This window comes from Aeromonas sp. QDB17 (assembly GCF_027705305.1).
In the GTDB taxonomy this organism is placed as follows: domain Bacteria; phylum Pseudomonadota; class Gammaproteobacteria; order Enterobacterales; family Aeromonadaceae; genus Aeromonas; species Aeromonas caviae.
On sequence record NZ_JAPDBP010000004.1, the window covers coordinates 86128 to 106871 of the forward strand.

A 20744-nucleotide genomic window follows, 5' to 3' on the forward strand; every position below is an offset into this window, starting at 1 on the left:
GTTCAATGACCGAACTGACCATGTTGCAGCCTCCTTTCAACGACGCGCAGGGCAAGGGAGAGCGGCAGAAAGATCAGCACGCACATCAAGGTCAGCACCGCCAGCATCTCGTAGGTCTTGTAGTAGAGGGCGATGTAGTTCCTGGTGGTGTAGAGGAGCTCGGGCACCGCCACTGCCGAGGCCACCGTGGTCTCTTTGAGCAGAAAGATGAAATTGGCAAACAGCGCCGGCAGGCTGGCGAGCCAGGCCTGGGGCAGCTGGACGTGGCGCAGCAGCTGCCAGCGGGAGAGGCCGATGGCCCGGCCCGCTTCCAGCTGGCTGGGGGGGACCGCCTGAACGCCTGCACGCAGCGCCTCGGTCAGGTAACCGCCGCCGAGGAAGGTCATGGCGATCACCGCCGTGGCAAAGCCGGAGAGCGAGATGCCGAGCGCCGGCAGCCCGAAGTAGAGAAAGAACAGCTGGATCAAGAGCGGCGTGTTGCGGGCCAGCTCCACATAGGCGCGGATCAGCCCGTTCAGCCAGGGCTTGTGCAGGCTTTGCAGCGTCACGTTGAGCAGCGCCACGGCGAGCGAGGTGAGGATCACGATGGCGCCGAGCTGCAAGGTGACCCAGACCGATTGGCCGAACGCCGGCAGGGTGGTGAGAACAAAGGACCAGTCGAAGCTCATGCCGGGATCCTCCCGTCACGGCGCAGCCGCTGGGGCACGACCGTGATGGCGTCAGGGTACTTGATGCCGGCGCCGGTGTTGAGCACCACCACCCGCTCGCCCCCCTGTATCCAGCCCGCTTCCCGCAGCTGGCGGGCGGCGGCGAAGGCGGCCGCCCCTTCCGGGCAGACGAAGCTGCCTTCGCGCGCGGCGAGCTGGCGGATCTCGCGCTGGATGGCGCTATCGTCCACCGCGATGGCGCACCCCTCGGTGCGATAGAGGGCGTCCAGCACCAGAAAGTCCCCCAGCGCCTTGGGCACGTTGATGCCAAAGGCGAGGGTCTGGGAATCGGGCCAGAAGCGCGATTCGCGCTCCCCCTGCTGCCAGGCCTGGACGATGGGGGCGCAGCCGCTCGCCTGCACCGCCACCAGTCGCGGCAGTGGCCCCTTGACCCAGCCCAGCTCCTGCAACTCCCGCAGCGCCTTGTAGATGCCGATGAGACCGACTCCGCCGCCGGTGGGGTAGAGGATGACGTCCGGCAGGGTCCAGCCGAGCTGCTCGGCGATCTCCAGCCCCATGGTCTTCTTGCCCTCGATGCGATAGGGCTCCTTGAGGGTGGAGGCATCGAACAGCCCCTGCTCGGCCACCGCCTCGGCCACCTGGCGACCGGCGTCGCTGATGAGGCCATCCACCAGATAGAGGCGGGCACCGGCCAGCGAGGTCTCCAGTCTTGTGATGGCGGGGGCCGCCTGGGGCATGACTATGGTGCTGCGCAAGCCGGCGCGGGCGCCGTAAAGCGCCCAGGCCGCCCCGGCGTTGCCGTTGGTGGGCATGGCGAAGTGGGTGATGCCGAGCTCCCGGGCGCGGGAGACGCCGACCGCGGCGCCGCGGGCCTTGAAAGAACCGGTGGGGATGATGCTCTCATCCTTCATCCAGAGATCCGGAATGCCGATCTGTTTGCCGAAAGCGGGCAGGGGCAGCAGGGGAGTGAAGCCTTCCCCCAGGGTGATCACCTGGGCGGGGTCGCGCACCGGCAGCAGCTCGTGGTAGCGCCACAGGCTGGCGGGGCGCCCCAGCAGCGCGGCCGGGTGCCAGGCCTGTTTCAGGGCCTCGAGGTCGTAACTGGCCAGCAAGGGGGCACCGACCGGGCTCAACTGCTGGGGCTGATCGGCATCCACTATCTCGCCGGTCTTGCTGCAACGCAGATGTGATAGGTAGCTGTACGGCATGCTTTATCCTGAATGGCTCACGTTGGCTGGTGTCTTATTCCATCCTGTGACCCAAGGGCCGGATAACAAACAAAATAAAGCGGCAAACTTAAGCGAAAAAATTCATATGGCTCCCCCGTGTCGGCGGGCCACCCTCTGCCACTGGTCGGGGGGTTGGGCCATCCGGCGCGCTTTGTTAACCTGCCCGCTCACTCAAACCGCAGGGAGCCGCCTCGATGCGAGCCATTGTCAGCCTGCTGGCCCTGTCACTGCTCTGTGCGTGCAGCGGCCAGCCAACCAGAGAGGATGCCATGTCAGGGAATACGCGCCTTCACTACCCCGTCACCCGCCAGGGTGAGCAGGTGGATCACTATTTCGGCCAGGCCGTGGCCGACCCCTATCGCTGGCTGGAGGATGATCGCAGCCCCGAGACGGAGGCCTGGGTCAAGGCCCAGAACCGGGTGACTCAGGGTTACCTGGCGCAGATCCCGTATCGCGCCGCCATCAAGGAGAAGCTGGCCGCCTCCTGGAACTACGCCAAGGAGGGGGCACCGTTTCGCGAGGGGCGCTACCACTACTTCTTCAAGAACGACGGCCTGCAGAACCAGAACGTGCTGTGGCGCCAGCAGGAGGGCAAGCCGGCCGAGGTGTTCCTCGATCCCAATACCCTCAGCCCCGACGGCACCACGGCGCTGGATCAGCTGAGCTTCTCCCGCGATGGCCGCATCCTGGCCTACTCCTTGTCGCTGGCCGGCAGCGACTGGCGCGAGATCCACCTGATGGACGTAGAGAGCAAGCAGCCGCTGGAGGCGCCCCTCAAGGACGTGAAGTTCAGCGGCATCAGCTGGCTCGGCAACGAGGGCTTCTTCTACTCGAGCTACGACAAGCCCGACGGCAGCGAGCTGTCGGCCAGGACCGATCAGCACAAGGTCTATTTCCACCGGCTCGGCACGGCGCAGGAGGATGACCGGCTGGTGTTCGGCGCCATCCCGGCCCAGCACCACCGCTACGTGGGGGCGACCGTCACCGAAGATGACCGCTTCCTGCTCATCTCGGCGGCGAACTCCACCTCAGGTAACCGCCTCTATGTGAAGGATCTGAGCCAGGAGAACGCGCCGCTGCTGACGGTGCAGGGGGATCTGGATGCGGACGTGAGCCTGGTGGACAACAAGGGCGGCACCCTTTACCTGCTGACCAACCGGGACGCCCCCAACGGCCGGCTGGTGACGGTGGATGCCGCCAATCCGGGCCCGGCCCACTGGCGGGATCTCATCCCCGAGCGTCAGCAGGTGCTGACGGTACACAGCGGCAGCGGCTATCTGTTCGCCGAGTACATGGTGGATGCCACCGCCCGGGTCGAGCAGTTCGACTACGAAGGCAAGCGAGTGCGCGAGGTGGCGCTGCCCGGCCTTGGCAGCGTCAGCGGCTTCAACGGCAAGCACGATGATCCCGCCCTCTACTTCGGCTTCGAGCACTATGCCCAGCCGCCGACCCTCTACCGGTTCGAGCCCAAGAGCGGCGCCATCAGCCTCTATCGCGCCTCGGCGGCGCCGTTCAAACCGGAGGATTACGTCTCCGAGCAGCGCTTCTACCAGAGCAATGACGGCACCCGGGTGCCGCTCATCATCAGCTACCGCAAGGGGCTGAAACTCGATGGCAGCAACCCGACCATCCTCTATGGCTACGGCGGTTTCGACGTGAGCCTGACCCCGAGCTTCAGCGTGTCGGTGGCCAACTGGCTGGATCTGGGGGGCGTCTATGCGGTGGCCAACCTGCGCGGGGGCGGCGAGTATGGCCAGGCCTGGCACCTGGCGGGCACCCAGCAGAACAAGCAGAACGTGTTCGACGATTTCATCGCGGCGGCCGAGTACCTCAAGGCCGAGGGCTACACCCGCACCGATCGGCTGGCGATCCGAGGTGGCTCCAACGGCGGTCTGCTGGTGGGGGCGGTGATGACCCAGCGGCCGGATCTGATGCGGGTCGCCCTGCCGGCGGTGGGGGTGCTCGACATGCTGCGCTACCACACCTTCACCGCCGGGGCGGGCTGGGCCTATGACTACGGCACCAGCGCCGACAGCGAGGCGATGTTCGACTACCTGAAGGGCTACTCGCCGCTGCACAACGTCCGGGCCGGGGTCAGCTACCCTTCGACCCTGGTGACCACGGCGGATCACGACGATCGGGTGGTGCCGGCCCACTCCTTCAAGTTTGCCGCCACCCTGCAAGCCGACAATGCCGGCCCCCATCCCCAGCTCATCCGCATCGAGACCAATGCCGGGCACGGGGCGGGCACGCCGGTGGCCAAGCTTATCGAGCAGAGTGCGGACATCTATGCCTTCACCCTGTACGAGATGGGCTATCAGCAGTTGCCGCGTCAGCCTTGATCCGGGCGAGACGGGCGCCAGCTATCCACTATCATCAGGGCCCTGCGGGGCCCTTTTCATTGCCGCGTGTTGGAAGAGCTGCGCTGGCTGCACTAGCTGCGACCATCCCTGTCTCGCTGCTGGCCCGTTTTGGCAGACGTGCCCCATCTGTCATCCCCCCGGTGGTATAGTCAGCCACAAGATCCGCATTCAAGGAGTCCATCGTGAAGAAGATCATCTGCATCCTGCTGGGGTTGGCGCTGGCGGCCGTGGTGGCCATCGCCGCCCTGGTGTCCCTCATCGATCCCAACCAGTTCAAGCCCCAGCTGGTGGAACAGGTGCGCAAGAGCACCGGCCGCGAGCTGGTGATACAAGGTGATATCGGCTGGCGTTTCTGGCCAAGCCTGGGCCTCTCCCTCGAGCAGGTGGCGCTGCGCAACCCCGCCGGTTTCGCCGAGCCCGACCTGGTGCGCTTCACGCGCGGGGAGGCCTCGGTGGGCCTGCTGCCCCTGCTCTCCCACAAGCTTGAGATAGGCAAGGTGACCCTGAGCGGCGCTCATCTGTTTATCCAGACCAGGGCTGACGGCAGCTCCAACCTGAGGGATCTGCTCCAGGCCTCCGCCGACCCCAAGGAGGAGGCGACGACCTCCGAGCCTGCCGCAACGACGCCCCCAGCCGCCAGTGACAAACAGCTCTGGCAGATCAGCCTGCAAGGCATCGCGCTGGTGGATGCCAGCGCCCTGGTGCGGGACGACCGTAGCGGTACCGTCTCCCGGCTCGACCGGCTGGATCTCGATCTGGGGCAGTTGACCCCGGGGGAGTGGGTACCGGTGACTCTGGCGGCCAAGGGGGCCCAGGGTGAGCTGGCGTTTGATCTCAAGGGTCAGGCCCAGCTCAAACCGGCCCGGGAGGCCATGAAGAGCGAGCTCAAGGATCTCAATCTCAGCGGCAGCCTGAACCAGCCGGCGCAGCGGCTGGATGCCTTCTCCCTCAAGGCCGATCGGCTGGCACTGGGGCAGTGGAGCAGCCTCACCCTCAGTCTGCAAGGGGCACAGGGGGCAGCGAACAAGCCGACCCTGGCCGGTACGCTGGAGGGGACCCTCAAGGCGCGCCTCGATGAAAACCGGCAACTGCTGGAGCTGTCGGATGCCGTGCTGGCCGCCAAGCTGAGCGGTGATGCCCTGCCGCGCCCGCAGATGCAGGTGAAGTTGGCGGGCTTTGCCCGCGCCGAGCTGGACAAGCAGGTCGTCACCCTCAGCAACCTGGTGATGGGGGTGGATGATGTTCTGCTGAGCGGCAACGGCAGCGTGCAGTTGGGCGCCGTGCCCAGGGTAGGGTTTGACCTCAAGGGGGAGAAGCTGGATCTCGACGCCTGGCTCGGTCAACCGGCCAAGGCTGCACCTGTGGCCGCCACGTCGGGGGCGGCTGCACCGGCCGGAGCAAAGGAGCAGGCTGCGGCGCCCGCCAACAGGGCGCTCTCCACGGTAGAGCCTGATCTGACCGCCCTCAAGTCGGTGGACCTAGCTGGCCGCCTGCAACTGGGCAGCCTGCGCCTCAAGGGGCTGGATCTGAGCGCCGTCGATCTGCAACTGGCCCTGGCCGGTGGTCAGCTCACCCTCAAGCAGTTCAGTGCCGGGGTGGCCGGCGGCCAGGTGACCGCCAGCGGCGTGCTCGATGCCCGTCAGCAGCCGGCCCGCTATCAGGTGCGCAAGCGGGTGCAGGGGGTCGATGTGCGGCCCCTGCTGCAGACCCTGGCCCAGACCGACCTGCTGGAAGGCAAGGGGGATCTGGAGGTCGAGGTGCAGGGTAGCGGTCTTTCCGAGCAGGCGCTGCGCAGCCGGATGCAGGGCCAGGTGAAGCTCAAGTTGAGCGATGGCGCCCTGCACGGCATCAACTTGGCGGAGATGATCCGTGAGGCGCGGGCCACCCTGACCGGCAAGGGGGCGGATCAGGTGAAGGAGGTGCGTAAGACCGATTTCAGCGCCCTCACCGCCAGCTTCCAGATTGCCAACGGGATTGCCAGGAGCGACGACATCCAGCTCTTTGCCCCCGCCCTGCGAGTGAAGGGGCAGGGCCAGACCGCCCTGGTGCCGGAGACCCTCGACTTCCTGTTCCTCACCTCCGTGGTGGAGAGCAGCAAGGGGCAGGGGGGCAAGACGGTGGACGAGCTCAAGGACATCACCATACCGGTGCGCATCGGCGGCCACTGGCAGGCGCCGAGCTACAAGCTTGACGTGAAGGAGCTGCTCAGCAACAACAAGGTGCTGGAGGAGAAGGCCCGCAAGGAGGCCGAGCGGGGTCTCAAGAAGCTGCTGGGTGACAAGGCCGACAACGAAGGGGTGAAGGGGGTGGCGGACCAGCTGCTCAAGGGCCTGTTCAAATAGCCAACTTCCCGTTGTTGCCATCAAGAGCCCGCCCCGTGCGGGCTCTTTGTTGTGGTGCCGGGCGTCACGGAACGAGGTGTGGTCGGCAACATGAGGTACTATGCGAAACAGTCTTCGAAACCGGGAGCCAGGAGGGTTCATGAACAAACGGGTGCTGATCACCGGCGGCGGCAGAGGTATCGGGGCCGCGACAGCCCGCTATCTGGCGGCGCAGGGTTACCATCTCTGTCTCAACTATCGTCAGGACAGGGTGTCCGCCGAGGCGGTGGTGGCCGAGATCCTGGCCACCCATCCGGTCGAGTGCATCGCGGTGCAGGCCGATGTCAGCGTGGAGGCCGAGGTGGTGCGCCTGTTCGAGGAGATGGACGCGAGGCTCGGCCCCGTCACTCATCTGGTGAACAACGCCGGCAGGTTGCAGCCCCAGATGCGGGTGCTGGAGATGAGCGCAGAGCGCATCAACCAGACCCTGACCACCAATGTCACCAGCTGCTTTCTCTGCTGCCGCGAGGCGGTGCGCCGCATGACGGCGGGGGGCGCCATCGTCAACGTCTCTTCTGCCGCCGCGCGCCTGGGCTCCCCCGGGGAGTACGTGGATTATGCCGCCGCCAAGGGGGCCGTCGACGTGCTGACCAGAGGCTTGTCGCTGGAGCTGGCGGCTCAGGGGATCCGGGTCAACGGGGTGCGTCCTGGTTTCATCTACACCGACATGCATGCCGACGGCGGCGAGCCCGGCCGGGTGGACAGGATCAAGGGCAATATTCCCCTGCAACGGGGCGGTCAGCCGGCCGAAGTGGCCACCGCCATCGCCTGGCTGCTGTCGGACGAGGCCTCCTATGCCACCGGCACCTTTATCGATGTGGCGGGCGGACGCTAGGTCATCTTCAACAAGCCTTTCGTCAACGAGAAGGGGCGCCATGGCGCCCCTTCTGCTTATTCTCCCAGCAGCTGTTGCCAGACCGCCAGCACATGGCCCCGCTCTCGCGGCAACTGATCGTCCCCCACCTTGCGGGAGATCTCCGAGAGATTGAGGCGATGGCCAAGGTTGCGGATCTCCAGATAGGCCTGCTTGAGCCCCTCTGCCTGCTCCAGTGTGAGCACTCCCGCCATCACGCACTCATCGAAGATGCGCACATTGTCTGACCAGCGGGTGAGGGCGTCCGGCTCACCGCAGGCATGGGCCAGCACCAGGTACTGGGCGATGAACTCGATGTCCACCATGCCGCCGGGGGACTGCTTGAGATCGAACTCTCCCTCTCCCGCCTTGAGCAGGTGATCCCGCATCTTCTGGCGCATCTCCCGCACTTCGCGGGCCAGGGTGGGCAGATCCCGCTCCTTGGCCAGCACGTCGCGGCGGATGCGGGCAAATTCGGCGACCACGGCATCATCGCCATAGATGGGACGGGCTCGCACCAGGGCCTGATGCTCCCAGGTCCAGGCTTCCTGCTGCTGGTACTGCTCATAGGCCGACAGCGATGAGACCAGCAGGCCTGAGTCGCCGGAGGGGCGCAGCCGCATGTCGATCTCGTAGAGGATGCCGGACGGAGTGCGGGTGCTGAACAGATGCAGGATCCGCTGGGCCAGGCGCAGGTAGAACTGGCGGCTGTCGATGGGCTTGCGGCCATCGGTGTAACTGTTGGGGTCGCCGCCGTGCAGGAACACCAGATCGAGATCCGAGCCGTAGCCGAGCTCGATGCCCCCCAGCTTGCCGTAGGCCACCACCGCAAAGCCGCGCTCACCGCTCACCGCCACCTCGGGCGGCACCCCGTAGCGTTCGCTCATCTGGGCCCACGCCTGATTGACCACCTCCTCGGTGATCGCCTCCGCCAGCCAGGTGAGGTGGTCGCTCACCTTCATCAGCGGCAGGGCACCGGCGATGTCGGCGGCGACGATGCGCAGGAGCTGCACCTGCTTGAACTGGCGCAGCGCCTCCATCTGCTGCTCCACGTCCTCCTCGGGGATGCGCAGCAGGAACTGGCGCAACTGGGGCTTGTACTGATCCAGCGGGGTGGGGTGGTAGAGGTGCTGGGGATCCAGCAGCTCGTCCAGCAGGATGGGGTAGCGGGCCAGCTGCTCGCTCACCAGGTTGCTCTCGTCACACAGGCGTACCAGCTGGCGCAGGGCGGCGGGGTTTTCCGCCAGCAGTTGCAGATAGGCGCTGCGGGTGAAGATGCGGGTCAGCAGGGTGCAGACCCGCTCGAACAGGCGGGCGGGCTCGCGGCTCGCCACCACCAGCCGCAGCAGCTCCGGCATCAGCCAGTCCAGGGCTATGCGCCCCTGGGGCCCCACCTGACGGCGCTTGTACTCCTCCTTGAAACGCAGCAGGGCGGCGCAGAGGGGGGCGGGCTCCACCACTCCCTGCGTGGTCAGCAGTTTTTCCAGCTCGGCGGCATCAAGCTCGGTGCGCCAGAGATCGAGCCAGAGCTGTTCCAGGTGGGCGGGGGCCTCCTTCTCTTCCCCCACCACGGCGACGAACTCCTGATGGACGGCGGCCATCTCCTCATCGAGGTGGGCCATGAAGGCGTCCCAGTCGGTAAAGCCGAGGGTGGCGATGAGCCGCTGGCGATCCCGATCCTCGGTGGGCAGAGTCTGGGTCTGCTGATCGCCGATCTCCTGCAAGATGTTTTCCACCCGGCGCAGGAAGCGATAGGCGGTGAGCAGGCGTTCGCACTGGCTCCCCTCCAGGGCACCCCCCTGGGCGATGGCGGCCAGCGCCTCGGGCAGGTGGCGTACCCGCAGGGCGGGCTCGCGCCCGCCACGGATGAGTTGCAGCGCCTGGGCGATAAACTCCACCTCGCGAATGCCCCCGGCCCCCAGCTTGATGTTGCCCTCCAGTCCCTTGCGGCGCACCTCGGCGGCGATCATCGCCTTCATCTGGCGCAGGCCGTCGATGACGCCGAAGTCGATATAGCGGCGGAACACGAAGGGGCGCAGCAGTTCGGTCAGGGCCATGGCGTGTTCGCACTGGGGGCCCAGCACCCGCGCCTTGACCATGGCGTAGCGTTCCCAGTTGCGGCCGTGATGCTGGTAGTAGTCCTCCATGGCGGCGAAGGAGATGGCGAGCGGCCCCGCATCGCCAAAGGGGCGCAGCCGCATGTCGACCCGGAACACCTGACCATCCTGGGTGGGCTGGTGGAGGGCGTTGATGAGACGCTGCCCCAGCTTGATGAAGAACTGCTGGTTGGCGAGCTCCCGCCGACCGCCGACTGTGTAGCCGTTCTCGGGGAAGGTGAAGATAAGGTCGATGTCCGAGGAGAAGTTGAGCTCGCCGCCGCCGAGCTTGCCCATCCCGAGGATGAGCAGCGGCTGGGGGTTGCCATCGCCGTCCATGGGGGTGCCCAGCTCGCTGCACTGCTTGGCGTAGAGCCAGTCGCGGGCACCACAGATGAGGGCATCCGCCAGCTTGGTGAGATGGATGAAGCTCTCTTCGACCTCGGACTCCCCGAGCAGCTCGCGCCAGGCGATCACCAGCATGCGGCTGCGGCGGAACTGGCGCAGGATACGCTTGAGCGCCTCCTCGTCCGCGACCTCGGCGAGCAGGGCTGCGAGCTCAGGTTCATAGGCGGGCCAGCGCTCGGCCCGGGTCAGTGCGTCCGATGCCAGGGTCTCGGCCAGCAGCCCCGGCTGCTTGATAAGGGAGTCGGCGACAAAGTCGGAGAGGCCGAGCAGGGTCAGCAGGGTCTGGCGGGTGGGCTCGGGCAGGGCGTCATACTGGGGCGCCAGAGCGAGCAGCCGCTGCCAGTGGCGCAGGGCCTGCTCCTGCAGCAAGGGAGAGAAGGCGGAGAAAGAGGGAGAGTGCTGGGCCACGGTTGCCATCCTTGTGGTTGACGAGTCTGCAGGGAGAGTGAAATGCCGGCTGCCAATCTAGCACTCCCGGGCGCTGGCGTCACAGCGCCGCTGCCCGGAAGGTGATCCGGCGACGGATCTGGCGATCGGCCGGGCTCAGGGGCGCCGGTAGATCTCGGGGTCGTAGATTTCCATCAGGCTGCCGGGGCTTCTCGGCGGCACAAAACCGAAACCGGCGTAGAGGCCGTGGGCATCGGAGGTGGCGAGAGAGAGACGGCGCAGCCCTTGCAGCTCCGGGTGGGCGAGGATCGCTGCCACCAGGGCCTTGCTGTGGCCGCGCCCGCGATGTTCGGGCAGCACGAAGACGTCGGCGAGATAACCGAAGGTGGCCTTGTCGGTGATGACCCGGGCGAAGGCGACCTGCTGGCCGTCGAGATAGGCTCCGAAGCACAGGGAGTGGTTGATGGCCCGCTGCAGGGTGGCGAGGGGAATGCCGAGGCACCAGTAGGCCTCTTCACTGAGGAAACGGTGAATGAGCGGGACGTCGAGGCGTCCCTTGTCGTCGCTTATCTCAAGCGCACGTTCTGTGGTCTGCATCCTGGCTCCTTGCCGTGATGAAAAAAGAAAGGCCCCTAAGGGGGCCTTCCAGTGTACTCAAATCACGACCTCAGGCCAGCCTGTAGGTTTGACGACGGGCGCCAGCATCAGGCCAGCTTGAAGGCCTGGATATGGCTGTCCAGCGTCTGGCTGTGGTGTTCCACCAGTTCGGAGGCATCTTTCAGCTCCCGCAGCACCACGACGGAGCCTTCCACCACCTGTTTGACCTGCTCCAGGTTGGCATTCATCTCCTCGGCCACCGAGCTCTGCTGCTCGGAGGCGGCGGCGATCTGGCGGTTCATGTCGGCCACTCCCTGCACCCGTTGCACTATGGTGTCGAGCTGGGTACCTGCCTGGGTCACCTGCTCCACCCCCTTGTCCGCCTGCTGCACGCTCTCGGCCATCAGGCCGACAGCCTGGCGGGCGTTGCCCTGAAGCTGCTCGATCATCTTCTGGATCTCGACGGTGGCCGCCTGGGCACGGTTCGCGAGTTCGCGCACCTCGGAGGCGACCACGGCAAAACCGCGACCCGCCTCACCGGCGCGGGCGGCCTCGATGGCGGCGTTCAGGGCCAGCAGGTTGGTCTGCTCGGAGATGCTGCGGATAGTGTCCACCACGGAGCCAATGCGATCGACCCCGTGCTCCACTTCGTTGACCACGGTGGAGGAGCGCTGGATGTTGCCGGAGAGAGTGTCGATGGTGTTGACGGTAGCCGCAACGCAGCGGCTGCCCTCCTCGGCCAGCTGGCTGGTTTCGGCGGTGGCGTGGGACGCCTGCTCCGCGTGGTTGGCCACTTCTCGAATGGCACCTACCATCTGGCTCATGGCGCTGGCAAGCTGCTCAATCTGGGTGAACTCCTCGTTGATGGCCTCGTTCGCCTCATCCATACAGAGAGTCACCTGGGAGGCGATCTCGTTGAGCTCCTTGCAGGCGGCACGCTGGGTCCCGAACACCTCCTTGAGGTTCTCCTGGGAGTGGGCAACCGCCTTGGCGATGTCGCCGAACTCGTCCCGGGACTTGAGCAGCACGCTGTGGCTGAGATCCTTGTTGGCGAAACGCTCCAGCAGCCCCACCAGGTAGTGGACCTGCTTGACCATGAGGCGTGAGCCGGTGAGCAGCAGCACCACGAAGACGACCCCCATGAGCGCCGTCTCCACCAGCCCGGTCCAGAGCAGGCGATCGGCGATGGTGTTGGCCATGGCGGCATCAATGCCCTCGCTGAGCAGGGTCGCTTCCAGGTTGCTGGCATCGAACCAGAGTTTGGCCAGCAGCAGCAGGGTGCTGAACACCATGAGCAGCACCACCTTGGGCACCAGTCGGATGTTGCTCATGCGCCTCTCCAGCGGGTTCAACTGCATAATTTTTCTCCTTTCAACGTCCATTATTCCTTTGCCGTCATAGCTATCGGCATTATCTTCCTTTTTATTAATTTGCACCGTGCTTAAAGTTGGAAAATGTATGCGACATCACTTAACTCATTTGCGTACCATGGATCTGCTGATGGGGTTTCTCTCCGTGATTTCGGTCTGCCTGGTGGCTGCTCGCTGGCTGGGGCACGGTGAACTGAGCCCCCAGACCCTGCAGCTCTTTTATGATGTCGACAGTCTGATCTGCTACTTCTTCCTCGCTCACTTCGCCTATGGCTGGGCGCGCGCCTCCGACAGGATGGCCTTCTTCAAGAGCAACTGGTTCTATCTGCCCGGCAGCCTGCCCATGGTGGAACAACTGCGCTGGGCGCGGCTCATCCAGCTGTGGCGGGTCTACCAGTTGCTCCGGGACAGACCGGATCTGCTGGCCATGTTCCGTCGTGAACGCAACGAAACCACCCTCTCCGGCATTCTCTTCCTCTTCTTCCTGTTGCTGGGGGTCGGCTCCGGCGTCATGTACTGGCTGGAAACGGGGCAACCCGGCAGCCAGATCCAGACTCCTTACGATGCCTTCTGGTGGACGCTGGTGACCCTCTCTACCGTGGGGTACGGGGATCTGGTGCCCAAGACGGAGGAGGGGCGCTTCGTCGCCAGCCTGCTGATCCTCTTTGGTGTGGGGTTGTTTGGCGCCCTCAGCGGCTTCATGGCCAGCCTGTTCGTCCATCCCGGCAAGACCAACGACGACACGGCTGTGTGGCGACGCCAACAGAGCGAGCAGCAGGCGCAACTGCTCAAAGAGCTCAAGGCCCTGCGCGCCGAGGTGCAGGCGCTGAAACAGAAGTAGGTACGACGTCTGGAATGGTCGCGTCGTAAACCGGCGGCGCTGCGAGACAGCTCTCACTCGGGGAGATGGCGCTTTTCTTTGCTTGTCCTTTGACCCGCAGGCGGCTTAACATTCGGCCTGCAACCTAATCCAACGAAGAGAATCGATCGACCATGCGCGCCCTTCTCGGGATCCTGATCTGCTTGTGTGCCCAACAGGCACTGGCCGATACCCGCTATGTTTCAGACAACATCTTTACCTATATCCACAACGGTCCGGGTACCCAGTACCGGATCCTCGGCAGCGTCAAGGCCGGTGAGCCGCTGGAGGTCAAGGCGGTGAACCAGGAGGCCGGATTCACCCAGGTGGTGGACGGTCGTGGCCGCGAGGGCTGGATCAAGAACAGCGAGCTGCAGGGGGAGATCAGCCTGCGTGAACGCCTTCCCCAGGTTCAGAAAGAGCTGGACGAAGCCAAGGCCCGTCTGCTGAACCTCAATGGCGACAACGAGAAACGCTTCGCCGAGAAGGATGGCAAGATCGCCGAGCAGAGCAAGGAGATCGCCAGCCTCAAAGCCCGTCTGGACAGCCAGAGCGCCGAGATGAGCAGCCTCAAGGAACAGAACGACGCCCTGACCCAGAGCTATGACAACCGTGAGCACGACATGCAGATGGACTGGTTCATCCGCGGTGGTGCCATGGTGGGGGGCGGCATCCTGCTCGGGATCCTCCTGCCCATGCTCCCGCGCCGTCGCAAGAGCAGCGAGCGCTGGATGAACTGATCGCCCCGGTGGTCAACAGGATGAAAGGTCGCCAGAGGCGACCTTTTTTCATGGTGTGTCTGGCGAGAAGAGGGCCATGTCGGGGGTCGCCATCGGCCCTTCCCGCTCGTAAGATGAGGCGAACGATCCTGTGCCGCGCGCATTCTCAACAAGAGCCTTCATCATATGTCATCAACTGAACAGGCCTTCTGGTTCGTGCTGGGGGGCGATCACCTCGTCCTGCTGGATGAACAGGGGCGTATTCCACAAGGGGCCCGCGCCGTTTTGCCCACCCATCTGCACACAGCCCCCTTCGAGCGCTTCGACGAGTGGGACGGCCTGCCTTGCCATCTGCTGGATCTGGGGGCGGAGGCGGAGACCGGGGCCATGGCCCCGCTGCGCCAGCTCATGGTGGCGGGGGACGAAGAGGGCTTTCGCCTCGCAGGACGGGCCTGGCAGCTCGCCACTTTTCGCCGTACCCATCGTTTCTGCGGTGAGTGCGGCGCCCCCATGACCCCGAGGGAAGGGGAGTGGGCCCAGGGGTGTCATCATGGCCATGTCGTCTATCCGCGCATCTCCCCCTGCATCATCGTCGCTGTGCGCAAGGGGCCGGCCATCTTGCTGGCAGCCCACCGCCGTCACTATCAGGCGGATGATCCCATGTATACCGTGCTGGCCGGCTTCGTGGAGGCAGGGGAGAATCTGGAGCAGTGCGTGGCGCGGGAGGTGTTCGAGGAGAGCGGCATCCGGGTGACCAATGTGCGTTACGTGGCGAGCCAGCCCTGGCCCTTCCCCCACAGCCTGATGATGGGCTTCACCGCCGACTACGAGAGCGGCGAGATCCGGGTGCAGGATGACGAACTGGTGGCGGCAGGCTTTTTTGAGGCTGACCGGCTGCCGCGCTTGCCCCCTCATGGCACCATAGCGCGTCGGCTCATCGAACAGTGCCTCGCCGAGGCGCGTTGAGGGAAAACGGGGGCGCTTGTATGCGCCCCCTCACATCTTTGCACTCCTGCGGCGATGTGCGGCGTCAGGGTCGCCCTCAGCCTTGCACAAAGTGGTATCATGTCCGCCATTTTATGCGTGACATGACTCAGGAACTGGGATGAAAGAGCTGAAAAACGATCGATACCTGCGTGCCCTGCTGCGCCAGGAAGTGGACATGACCCCGGTATGGATGATGCGTCAGGCTGGCCGTTATCTGCCGGAATACAAGGCGACCCGCGCCGTTGCGGGGGATTTCATGTCCCTGTGTCGCAACGCCGAGCTGGCCTGTGAAGTCACCTTGCAGCCCCTGCGCCGCTATCCACTCGATGCCGCCATCCTCTTCTCCGACATTCTGACCGTGCCCGATGCCATGGGGCTGGGCCTCTACTTCGAACACGGGGAAGGCCCGCGCTTCGAGCGCCCGATCACCTCCATGGCCGACGTGCAGGCCCTGCCCATCCCGGATCCGGAAGACGAGCTCGGCTACGTGATGAATGCGGTGCGCACCATCCGCCGCGAGCTCAAGGGCGACGTGCCGCTCATCGGCTTCTCCGGCAGCCCCTGGACCCTGGCCACCTACATGGTGGAGGGGGGCAGCTCCAAGGCGTTCACCAAGATCAAGCAGATGATGTATGCAGAGCCGCAGACCCTGCACCTGCTGCTCGACAAGCTGGCGGACAGCGTGATTAGCTATCTCAACGCCCAGATCAGGGCGGGTGCCCAGGCGGTCATGGTGTTCGATACCTGGGGCGGCGTGCTCACCCCGCGGGATTACCGCGACTTCTCCCTGCAGTACATGCACAAGATCGTCGATGGCCTGATCCGTGAACATGAGGGCCGCCGTGTGCCGGTCACCCTGTTCACCAAGAACGGCGGCCAGTGGCTGGAGCAGATCGCCGCCACCGGCTGCGATGCGTTGGGGCTGGACTGGACCACCGACATCGCGGACGCCAAACGCCGGGTGGGCGACAAGGTGGCGCTGCAGGGCAACATGGATCCCTCCATGCTCTACGCCACCCCGGAGCGGATCCGCGAAGAGGTCGCCACCATTCTGGCCGGTTTCGGTCATGGCAACGGCCATGTCTTCAACCTGGGGCACGGCATCCATCAGGATGTGGACCCGGAACATGCTGGCGTGTTCGTCAACGCGGTGCATGAGCTCTCCGCCCGGTACCACGGTCGCTGAGGGCGGCATACAGCGTGATGAACGGGGCCTGCGGGCCCCGTTTTGCTGTCCGTGACACAGGGGGCTGCATCCTGGTCGCGGCTCGGGTTACACTGCACCCCCCATGTTGGCCGTGGTGGTCGGGATGGGGTCGTTGAAGGGCAGGAGGCTGGATGGAGAAGCGGGCGTGGGATTGGGGCATCGACCTTGGCGGGACCAAGTGCGAGTGCGTGGTGCTCGATGGCGACGAGGTGTTGCTGCGCCACCGCATTCCCACTGAACGGCACGGCGGCTACCAGCACATGCTGGGCCAGATCGCCAAACTGGTGGACGAGTGTGCCGCCAAACTCGGTCAGCGTCCTGCACTCATCGGCATGGGGACGCCGGGGGCCCGGGACCCCCAGACCGGGCTGCTGAAAAACAGCAACACCACCGAGTTCAACGGCAAGCCGCTCAAGGAAGATCTGGAGCGCAGGCTGGGCGTCCCCGTGCTCATCGCCAACGACGCCAACTGTTTCGCCCTGGCGGAAACCCATCTGGGGGCGGTGCGCCAGCATCATCCCGATGCAAAAGTGGTGTTCGGCATCATCATGGGCACCGGGGTCGGGGCCGGCATCGTCATCAACGGCCAGATCCTCAACGGTCACCATGGCATCGCCGGGGAGTGGGGGCACAACGTCCTGTTGCCGGAGGGGCCAGAGTGCTACTGCGGCAAGCGCGGCTGCGTCGAAACCCTCATCAGCGGCCCGGCGCTGGAGGCCTGGTACGAGGCCAGGACCAAACGCCGTCTCTCGCTCGCCCAGATTGCTGCGGCCAGTGCCCATGATCATGTCGCCAGGCTCACCATGGACAGGTTGCACCTGCTGTTCGGCCAGGCCCTCGCCAACGTGATCAATATTCTCGATCCGGACGTCATCGTGATCGGTGGCGGCGTGGGCAATGTGCAGAGCCTCTATCGCGCCGGGCGCGAAACGGTATTGCCCTTCCTGTTCAACCCCCGTTTCGCCACCCCCATGATAGCGCCGGCCCTGGGGGACAGCGCCGGGGTATTCGGTGCCGCACTGCTGGCCCGCGGCGTCTTTCGCGAGGCACTGCTCTCGTGAGTCGCCCCTTCCTCCCATCCCTTTGTCGCAGCTAAGGACACAACGTTTCCATGATCAAGATTGCCATCAACGGCTATGGCCGCATCGGCCGCAACGTGCTGCGGGCCCTCTACGAGAGCGGCCGCGACAAGACCATCAAGATAGTGGCCATCAACGAGCTGGCGGCCCCCGAGGCCATGGTGCACCTGACCCGCTTCGACACCAGCCACGGCCGGTTCCGCTATCCGGTGCAACTGGCGGGCAACAGCATGCAGGTGGGGGAGGATCTCATCGCCCTGTTTGCCGAGAAGGATCCGTCCAGGCTGCCCTGGCGGGCGCTGGGGGTGGACGTGGTGCTGGACTGCACCGGGGTGTTCGGCTCTCGGGCCGATGCCGAGCTGCATCTGGGAGCGGGAGCGGGCAAGGTGCTCTTCTCCCATCCGGCGGATGCGGATGTGGACGCCACCATCGTCTACGGGGTCAACCACCAGGTGCTGACCGGGCGGGAGCGGATCGTCTCCAACGCCTCCTGCACTACCAACTGCGTGGTCCCCGTTATCGAAACATTGCATCGAGAATTCGAGATAAATTGTGGTACTATTACGACAATTCATTCGGCCATGCACGATCAGCAAGTCATCGATGCCTATCACGGCGACTTGCGCAGAACCCGGGCAGCCAGCCAGTCCATCATCCCGGTGGACACCAAGCTGGCAAAGGGGTTGGAACGTATCCTTCCCCACTTCGCCGGCAAGTTCGAGGCGATCGCGGTGCGGGTACCCACCATCAATGTAACCGCCATGGATCTGAGCATTACTGTTCGTAAAAAAGTGACAGTTAGTGACGTAAATCAAGCCCTGCAACGGGCATCCAGAGGTACATTACACGGTATTCTGGACTACACGGAAGAGCCACTGGTCTCCGTAGACTTTAATCATGATGCACACTCCTGCATCATTGATGGTACCCAGACCCGGGTCAGCGATGCCAACCTCGTCAAGATGTTGATGTGGTGCGATAACGAATGGGGCTTCGCCAACCGCATGCTGGATACCACCCGGGCCATGATGGCCGCAGGCTGAAAGTCTGCACCGGGCGCAAGGTTACTGTTTTTTTAACATTACCTGAAAATATATAGAGGACTGAATATGTCTGTTATCAAGATGACCGACCTGGATCTGGCGGGCAAACGCGTTCTGATCCGTGCTGACCTGAACGTGCCGGTAAAAGACGGCAAGGTCACTTCCGATGCACGTATCGTTGCGACTCTGCCGACCATCAAGCTGGCTCTGGAAAAGGGCGCCAAGCTGATGATCACCTCCCACCTGGGTCGTCCGACCGAGGGTGAATACAACGAAGAATTCTCCCTGGCTCCGGTTGTCAACTATCTGAAAGACGCACTGTCCTGCCCGGTTCGTCTGGCCAAAGACTACCTGGATGGCGTAGACGTCGCCGCCGGTGAGCTGGTTGTGCTGGAAAACTGCCGCTTCAACAAAGGCGAGAAGAAGAACACCATCGATCTGGCCAAAAAATACGCCGCCCTGTGTGACGTCTTTGTAATGGATGCGTTCGGTACTGCTCACCGCGCCGAAGGTTCTACCTACGGTGTGGCCCAGTTCGCGCCGGTTGCCTGTGCAGGCCCCCTGCTGGCTGGTGAACTGGAAGCCCTGGGCAAAGCCATGCTGAAGCCCGAGCGCCCCATGGTTGCCATCGTGGGTGGCTCCAAGGTCTCCACCAAGCTGACCGTACTCGAATCCCTCTCCAAGATCGCTGACCAGCTGGTGGTCGGTGGTGGCATCGCCAACACCTTCATCGCTGCTGCCGGTCACAACGTCGGCAAGTCCCTGTGCGAGCACGATCTGATCGACACCGCCAAGAAACTGGCTGCCGAAACCAACATTCCGGTGACCACCGACGTGGTTGTGGGTAGCGAATTCTCCGAATCCACCCCGGCCACCATCAAGTCCGTGTCCGACGTGACTGACGGCGACATGATCTTCGACATCGGTCCGGATTCCGCCAAGGCCCTGGCCGACATCATCATGAACGCCAAGACCATCCTGTGGAACGGCCCGGTCGGTGTGTTCGAGTTCGACCAGTTCGCTGAAGGCACCAAGGTGATCGCCGAAGCCATCGCCGCTTCCCCGGCCTTCTCCATCGCTGGCGGTGGTGACACCCTGGCTGCCATCGACAAGTTCGGCATCGCCGACAAGGTCTCCTACATCTCCACCGGCGGCGGCGCCTTCCTGGAGTTCGTAGAAGGCAAGGTACTGCCGGCTGTCGCGATTCTCGAAGAGCGCGCCAAAGCCTAATTGACCCGGGACGGGGGGCAAAAGCCTCCCGTTTCGTTTATCATGTGGCCGCTGTGCCGGTTCATGATGAACCCCCCACTTTTTATTAACGGCATACGAGACAGGACGATTAAACATGTCTAAGAAAATTTTCGACTTCGTAAAACCCGGCGTGATCACTGGTGATGACGTTCAGAAAGTGTTCGCCATCGCCAAGGAAAACGGCTTCGCTCTGCCGGCCGTCAACTGCGTCGGTACCGACTCCGTGAACGCCGTGCTGGAAGCTGCTGCCAAGGTCAAAGCCCCGGTTATCGTACAGTTCTCCAACGGTGGTGCCGTGTTCACCGCCGGTAAGGGTCTGAAGCTGGAAGGCCAGCAAGCTGCCATCCTGGGTGCCATCTCCGGTGCCAAGCACGTGCACGCCGTTGCCGAAGCCTACGGTGTACCGGTGATCCTGCACACCGACCACGCCGCCAAGAAGCTGCTGCCGTGGATCGACGGTCTGCTGGACGCGGGCGAGAAGCACTTCGCCGAAACCGGCAAGCCGCTGTTCTCCTCCCACATGCTGGATCTGTCCGAAGAGTCTCTGGAAGAGAACATCGACATCTGCTGCGAGTACCTGACTCGCATGGCCAAGATGAACATGACTCTGGAACTGGAACTGGGCTGCACCGGCGGTGAAGAAGACGGCGTGGACAACAGCCATCTGGACCAATCCTCCCTGTACACCCAGCCGGAAGACGTGGCCTACGCCTACGAGCGTCTGTCCAAGATCAGCCCGCGCTTCACCATCGCTGCCTCCTTCGGCAACGTGCACGGTGTGTACAAGCCGGGTAACGTCAAGCTGACTCCGAAGATCCTGGACAACTCCCAGAAGTACGTCTCCGAGAAGTTCGGTCTGCCTGCCAAGTCCCTGGACTTCGTGTTCCACGGTGGCTCCGGCTCTACCCTGGAAGAGATCCGCGAATCCATCTCCTACGGTGTGGTGAAGATGAACATCGACACCGACACCCAGTGGGCGACCTGGGAAGGCGTGCTGAACTTCTACAAGTCCAACGAAGCCTACCTGCAAGGCCAGCTGGGCAACCCGGAAGGTGCCGACAAGCCGAACAAGAAGTTCTACGATCCGCGCGTATGGCTGCGTGCCGGTCAGACTTCCATGATCGCACGTCTGGAGAAGGCCTTCTCCGACCTGAACGCCATCGACGTACTGTAATTCGCAGCACCTTGATTGCATGAAAAGGCGCCCTTCGGGGCGCCTTTTGCATTTCTGTGATCCTGACGGGCTG

Annotated in this window: 16 protein-coding genes; 11 read left to right on the forward strand and 5 right to left on the reverse strand. The window is 64.1% G+C overall.

All coding sequences use genetic code 11. From position 1 onward, the window contains the following. Positions 1–2: 2 nt before the first annotated feature. Both OKC41_RS05215 and OKC41_RS05220 read right to left on the reverse strand, forming a co-directional pair. Entirely contained in the window at positions 3–668 is a 666-nt protein-coding gene (locus OKC41_RS05215) for an amino acid ABC transporter permease (RefSeq protein WP_201894642.1), read from the reverse strand. Further along, on the reverse strand, positions 665–1876 hold the full coding sequence (locus tag OKC41_RS05220) for a threonine synthase (protein ID WP_048208437.1): 1212 nt from the start codon (positions 1874–1876) through the stop codon (positions 665–667). The genes OKC41_RS05215 and OKC41_RS05220 overlap by 4 nt, the downstream gene beginning before the upstream one ends. Before the next feature lie 215 nt (positions 1877–2091). On the opposite strand from OKC41_RS05220, the gene OKC41_RS05225 reads away from it, so the two are divergent. The 3 genes from OKC41_RS05225 to OKC41_RS05235 all read left to right on the forward strand — a co-directional run bounded on the left by OKC41_RS05225 (position 2092) and on the right by OKC41_RS05235 (position 7476). Then, entirely contained in the window at positions 2092–4239 is a 2148-nt protein-coding gene (locus OKC41_RS05225; protein ID WP_270671770.1) for a prolyl oligopeptidase family protein, read from the forward strand. Between the two features lie 203 nt (positions 4240–4442). Then, on the forward strand, positions 4443–6602 hold the full coding sequence (locus tag OKC41_RS05230) for an AsmA family protein (protein ID WP_270671771.1): 2160 nt from the start codon (positions 4443–4445) through the stop codon (positions 6600–6602). A gap of 139 nt (positions 6603–6741) precedes the next feature. Further along, a complete protein-coding gene (locus tag OKC41_RS05235; protein ID WP_202039951.1) occupies positions 6742–7476 on the forward strand; it encodes an SDR family oxidoreductase in 735 nt (244 codons plus the stop codon). Positions 7477–7532: 56 nt separating this feature from the next. On the opposite strand, the gene glnE is transcribed toward OKC41_RS05235, so the two are convergent. The 3 genes from glnE to OKC41_RS05250 form a co-directional block, all read right to left on the reverse strand. Next, positions 7533–10406, reverse strand: a complete 2874-nt coding sequence (gene glnE, locus OKC41_RS05240) for a bifunctional [glutamate--ammonia ligase]-adenylyl-L-tyrosine phosphorylase/[glutamate--ammonia-ligase] adenylyltransferase (RefSeq protein WP_069784243.1) — start codon at positions 10404–10406, stop codon at positions 7533–7535. Positions 10407–10541: 135 nt separating this feature from the next. Then, positions 10542–10982 (reverse strand): GNAT family N-acetyltransferase, encoded by a 441-nt coding sequence (locus tag OKC41_RS05245; RefSeq protein WP_010675667.1) that lies wholly within the window; start codon positions 10980–10982, stop codon positions 10542–10544. A gap of 107 nt (positions 10983–11089) precedes the next feature. Then, positions 11090–12340 (reverse strand): methyl-accepting chemotaxis protein, encoded by a 1251-nt coding sequence (locus tag OKC41_RS05250; RefSeq protein ID WP_010675666.1) that lies wholly within the window; start codon positions 12338–12340, stop codon positions 11090–11092. Positions 12341–12440: 100 nt separating this feature from the next. Between OKC41_RS05250 and OKC41_RS05255 the strand changes: the two genes are divergently transcribed. The 8 genes from OKC41_RS05255 (at position 12441) to fbaA (ending at position 20671) form a co-directional block, all read left to right on the forward strand. Further along, on the forward strand, positions 12441–13193 hold the full coding sequence (locus tag OKC41_RS05255; protein WP_029314808.1) for a potassium channel family protein: 753 nt from the start codon (positions 12441–12443) through the stop codon (positions 13191–13193). Between the two features lie 152 nt (positions 13194–13345). Further along, a complete protein-coding gene (locus tag OKC41_RS05260) occupies positions 13346–13951 on the forward strand; it encodes a TIGR04211 family SH3 domain-containing protein (RefSeq protein ID WP_010675664.1) in 606 nt (201 codons plus the stop codon). Positions 13952–14116: 165 nt separating this feature from the next. Then, positions 14117–14896: an NAD(+) diphosphatase gene (gene nudC / locus OKC41_RS05265; protein ID WP_039040550.1), complete on the forward strand. Its 780-nt coding sequence runs from the start codon at positions 14117–14119 to the stop codon at positions 14894–14896. Between the two features lie 139 nt (positions 14897–15035). Beyond that, positions 15036–16103 (forward strand): uroporphyrinogen decarboxylase, encoded by a 1068-nt coding sequence (hemE, locus tag OKC41_RS05270; protein WP_010675662.1) that lies wholly within the window; start codon positions 15036–15038, stop codon positions 16101–16103. Between the two features lie 152 nt (positions 16104–16255). Then, positions 16256–17185 (forward strand): ROK family protein, encoded by a 930-nt coding sequence (locus OKC41_RS05275; protein WP_010675661.1) that lies wholly within the window; start codon positions 16256–16258, stop codon positions 17183–17185. Positions 17186–17235: 50 nt separating this feature from the next. Continuing rightward, positions 17236–18246, forward strand: a complete 1011-nt coding sequence (gene epd, locus OKC41_RS05280) for an erythrose-4-phosphate dehydrogenase (protein ID WP_010675660.1) — start codon at positions 17236–17238, stop codon at positions 18244–18246. A 66-nt stretch (positions 18247–18312) separates the two neighbouring features. After that, positions 18313–19476, forward strand: coding sequence for a phosphoglycerate kinase (locus tag OKC41_RS05285; protein WP_010675659.1), 1164 nt, complete (start codon positions 18313–18315; stop codon positions 19474–19476). Positions 19477–19591: 115 nt separating this feature from the next. Continuing rightward, positions 19592–20671, forward strand: a complete 1080-nt coding sequence (gene fbaA / locus OKC41_RS05290; RefSeq protein WP_010675658.1) for a class II fructose-bisphosphate aldolase — start codon at positions 19592–19594, stop codon at positions 20669–20671. Positions 20672–20744: the final 73 nt, after the last annotated feature.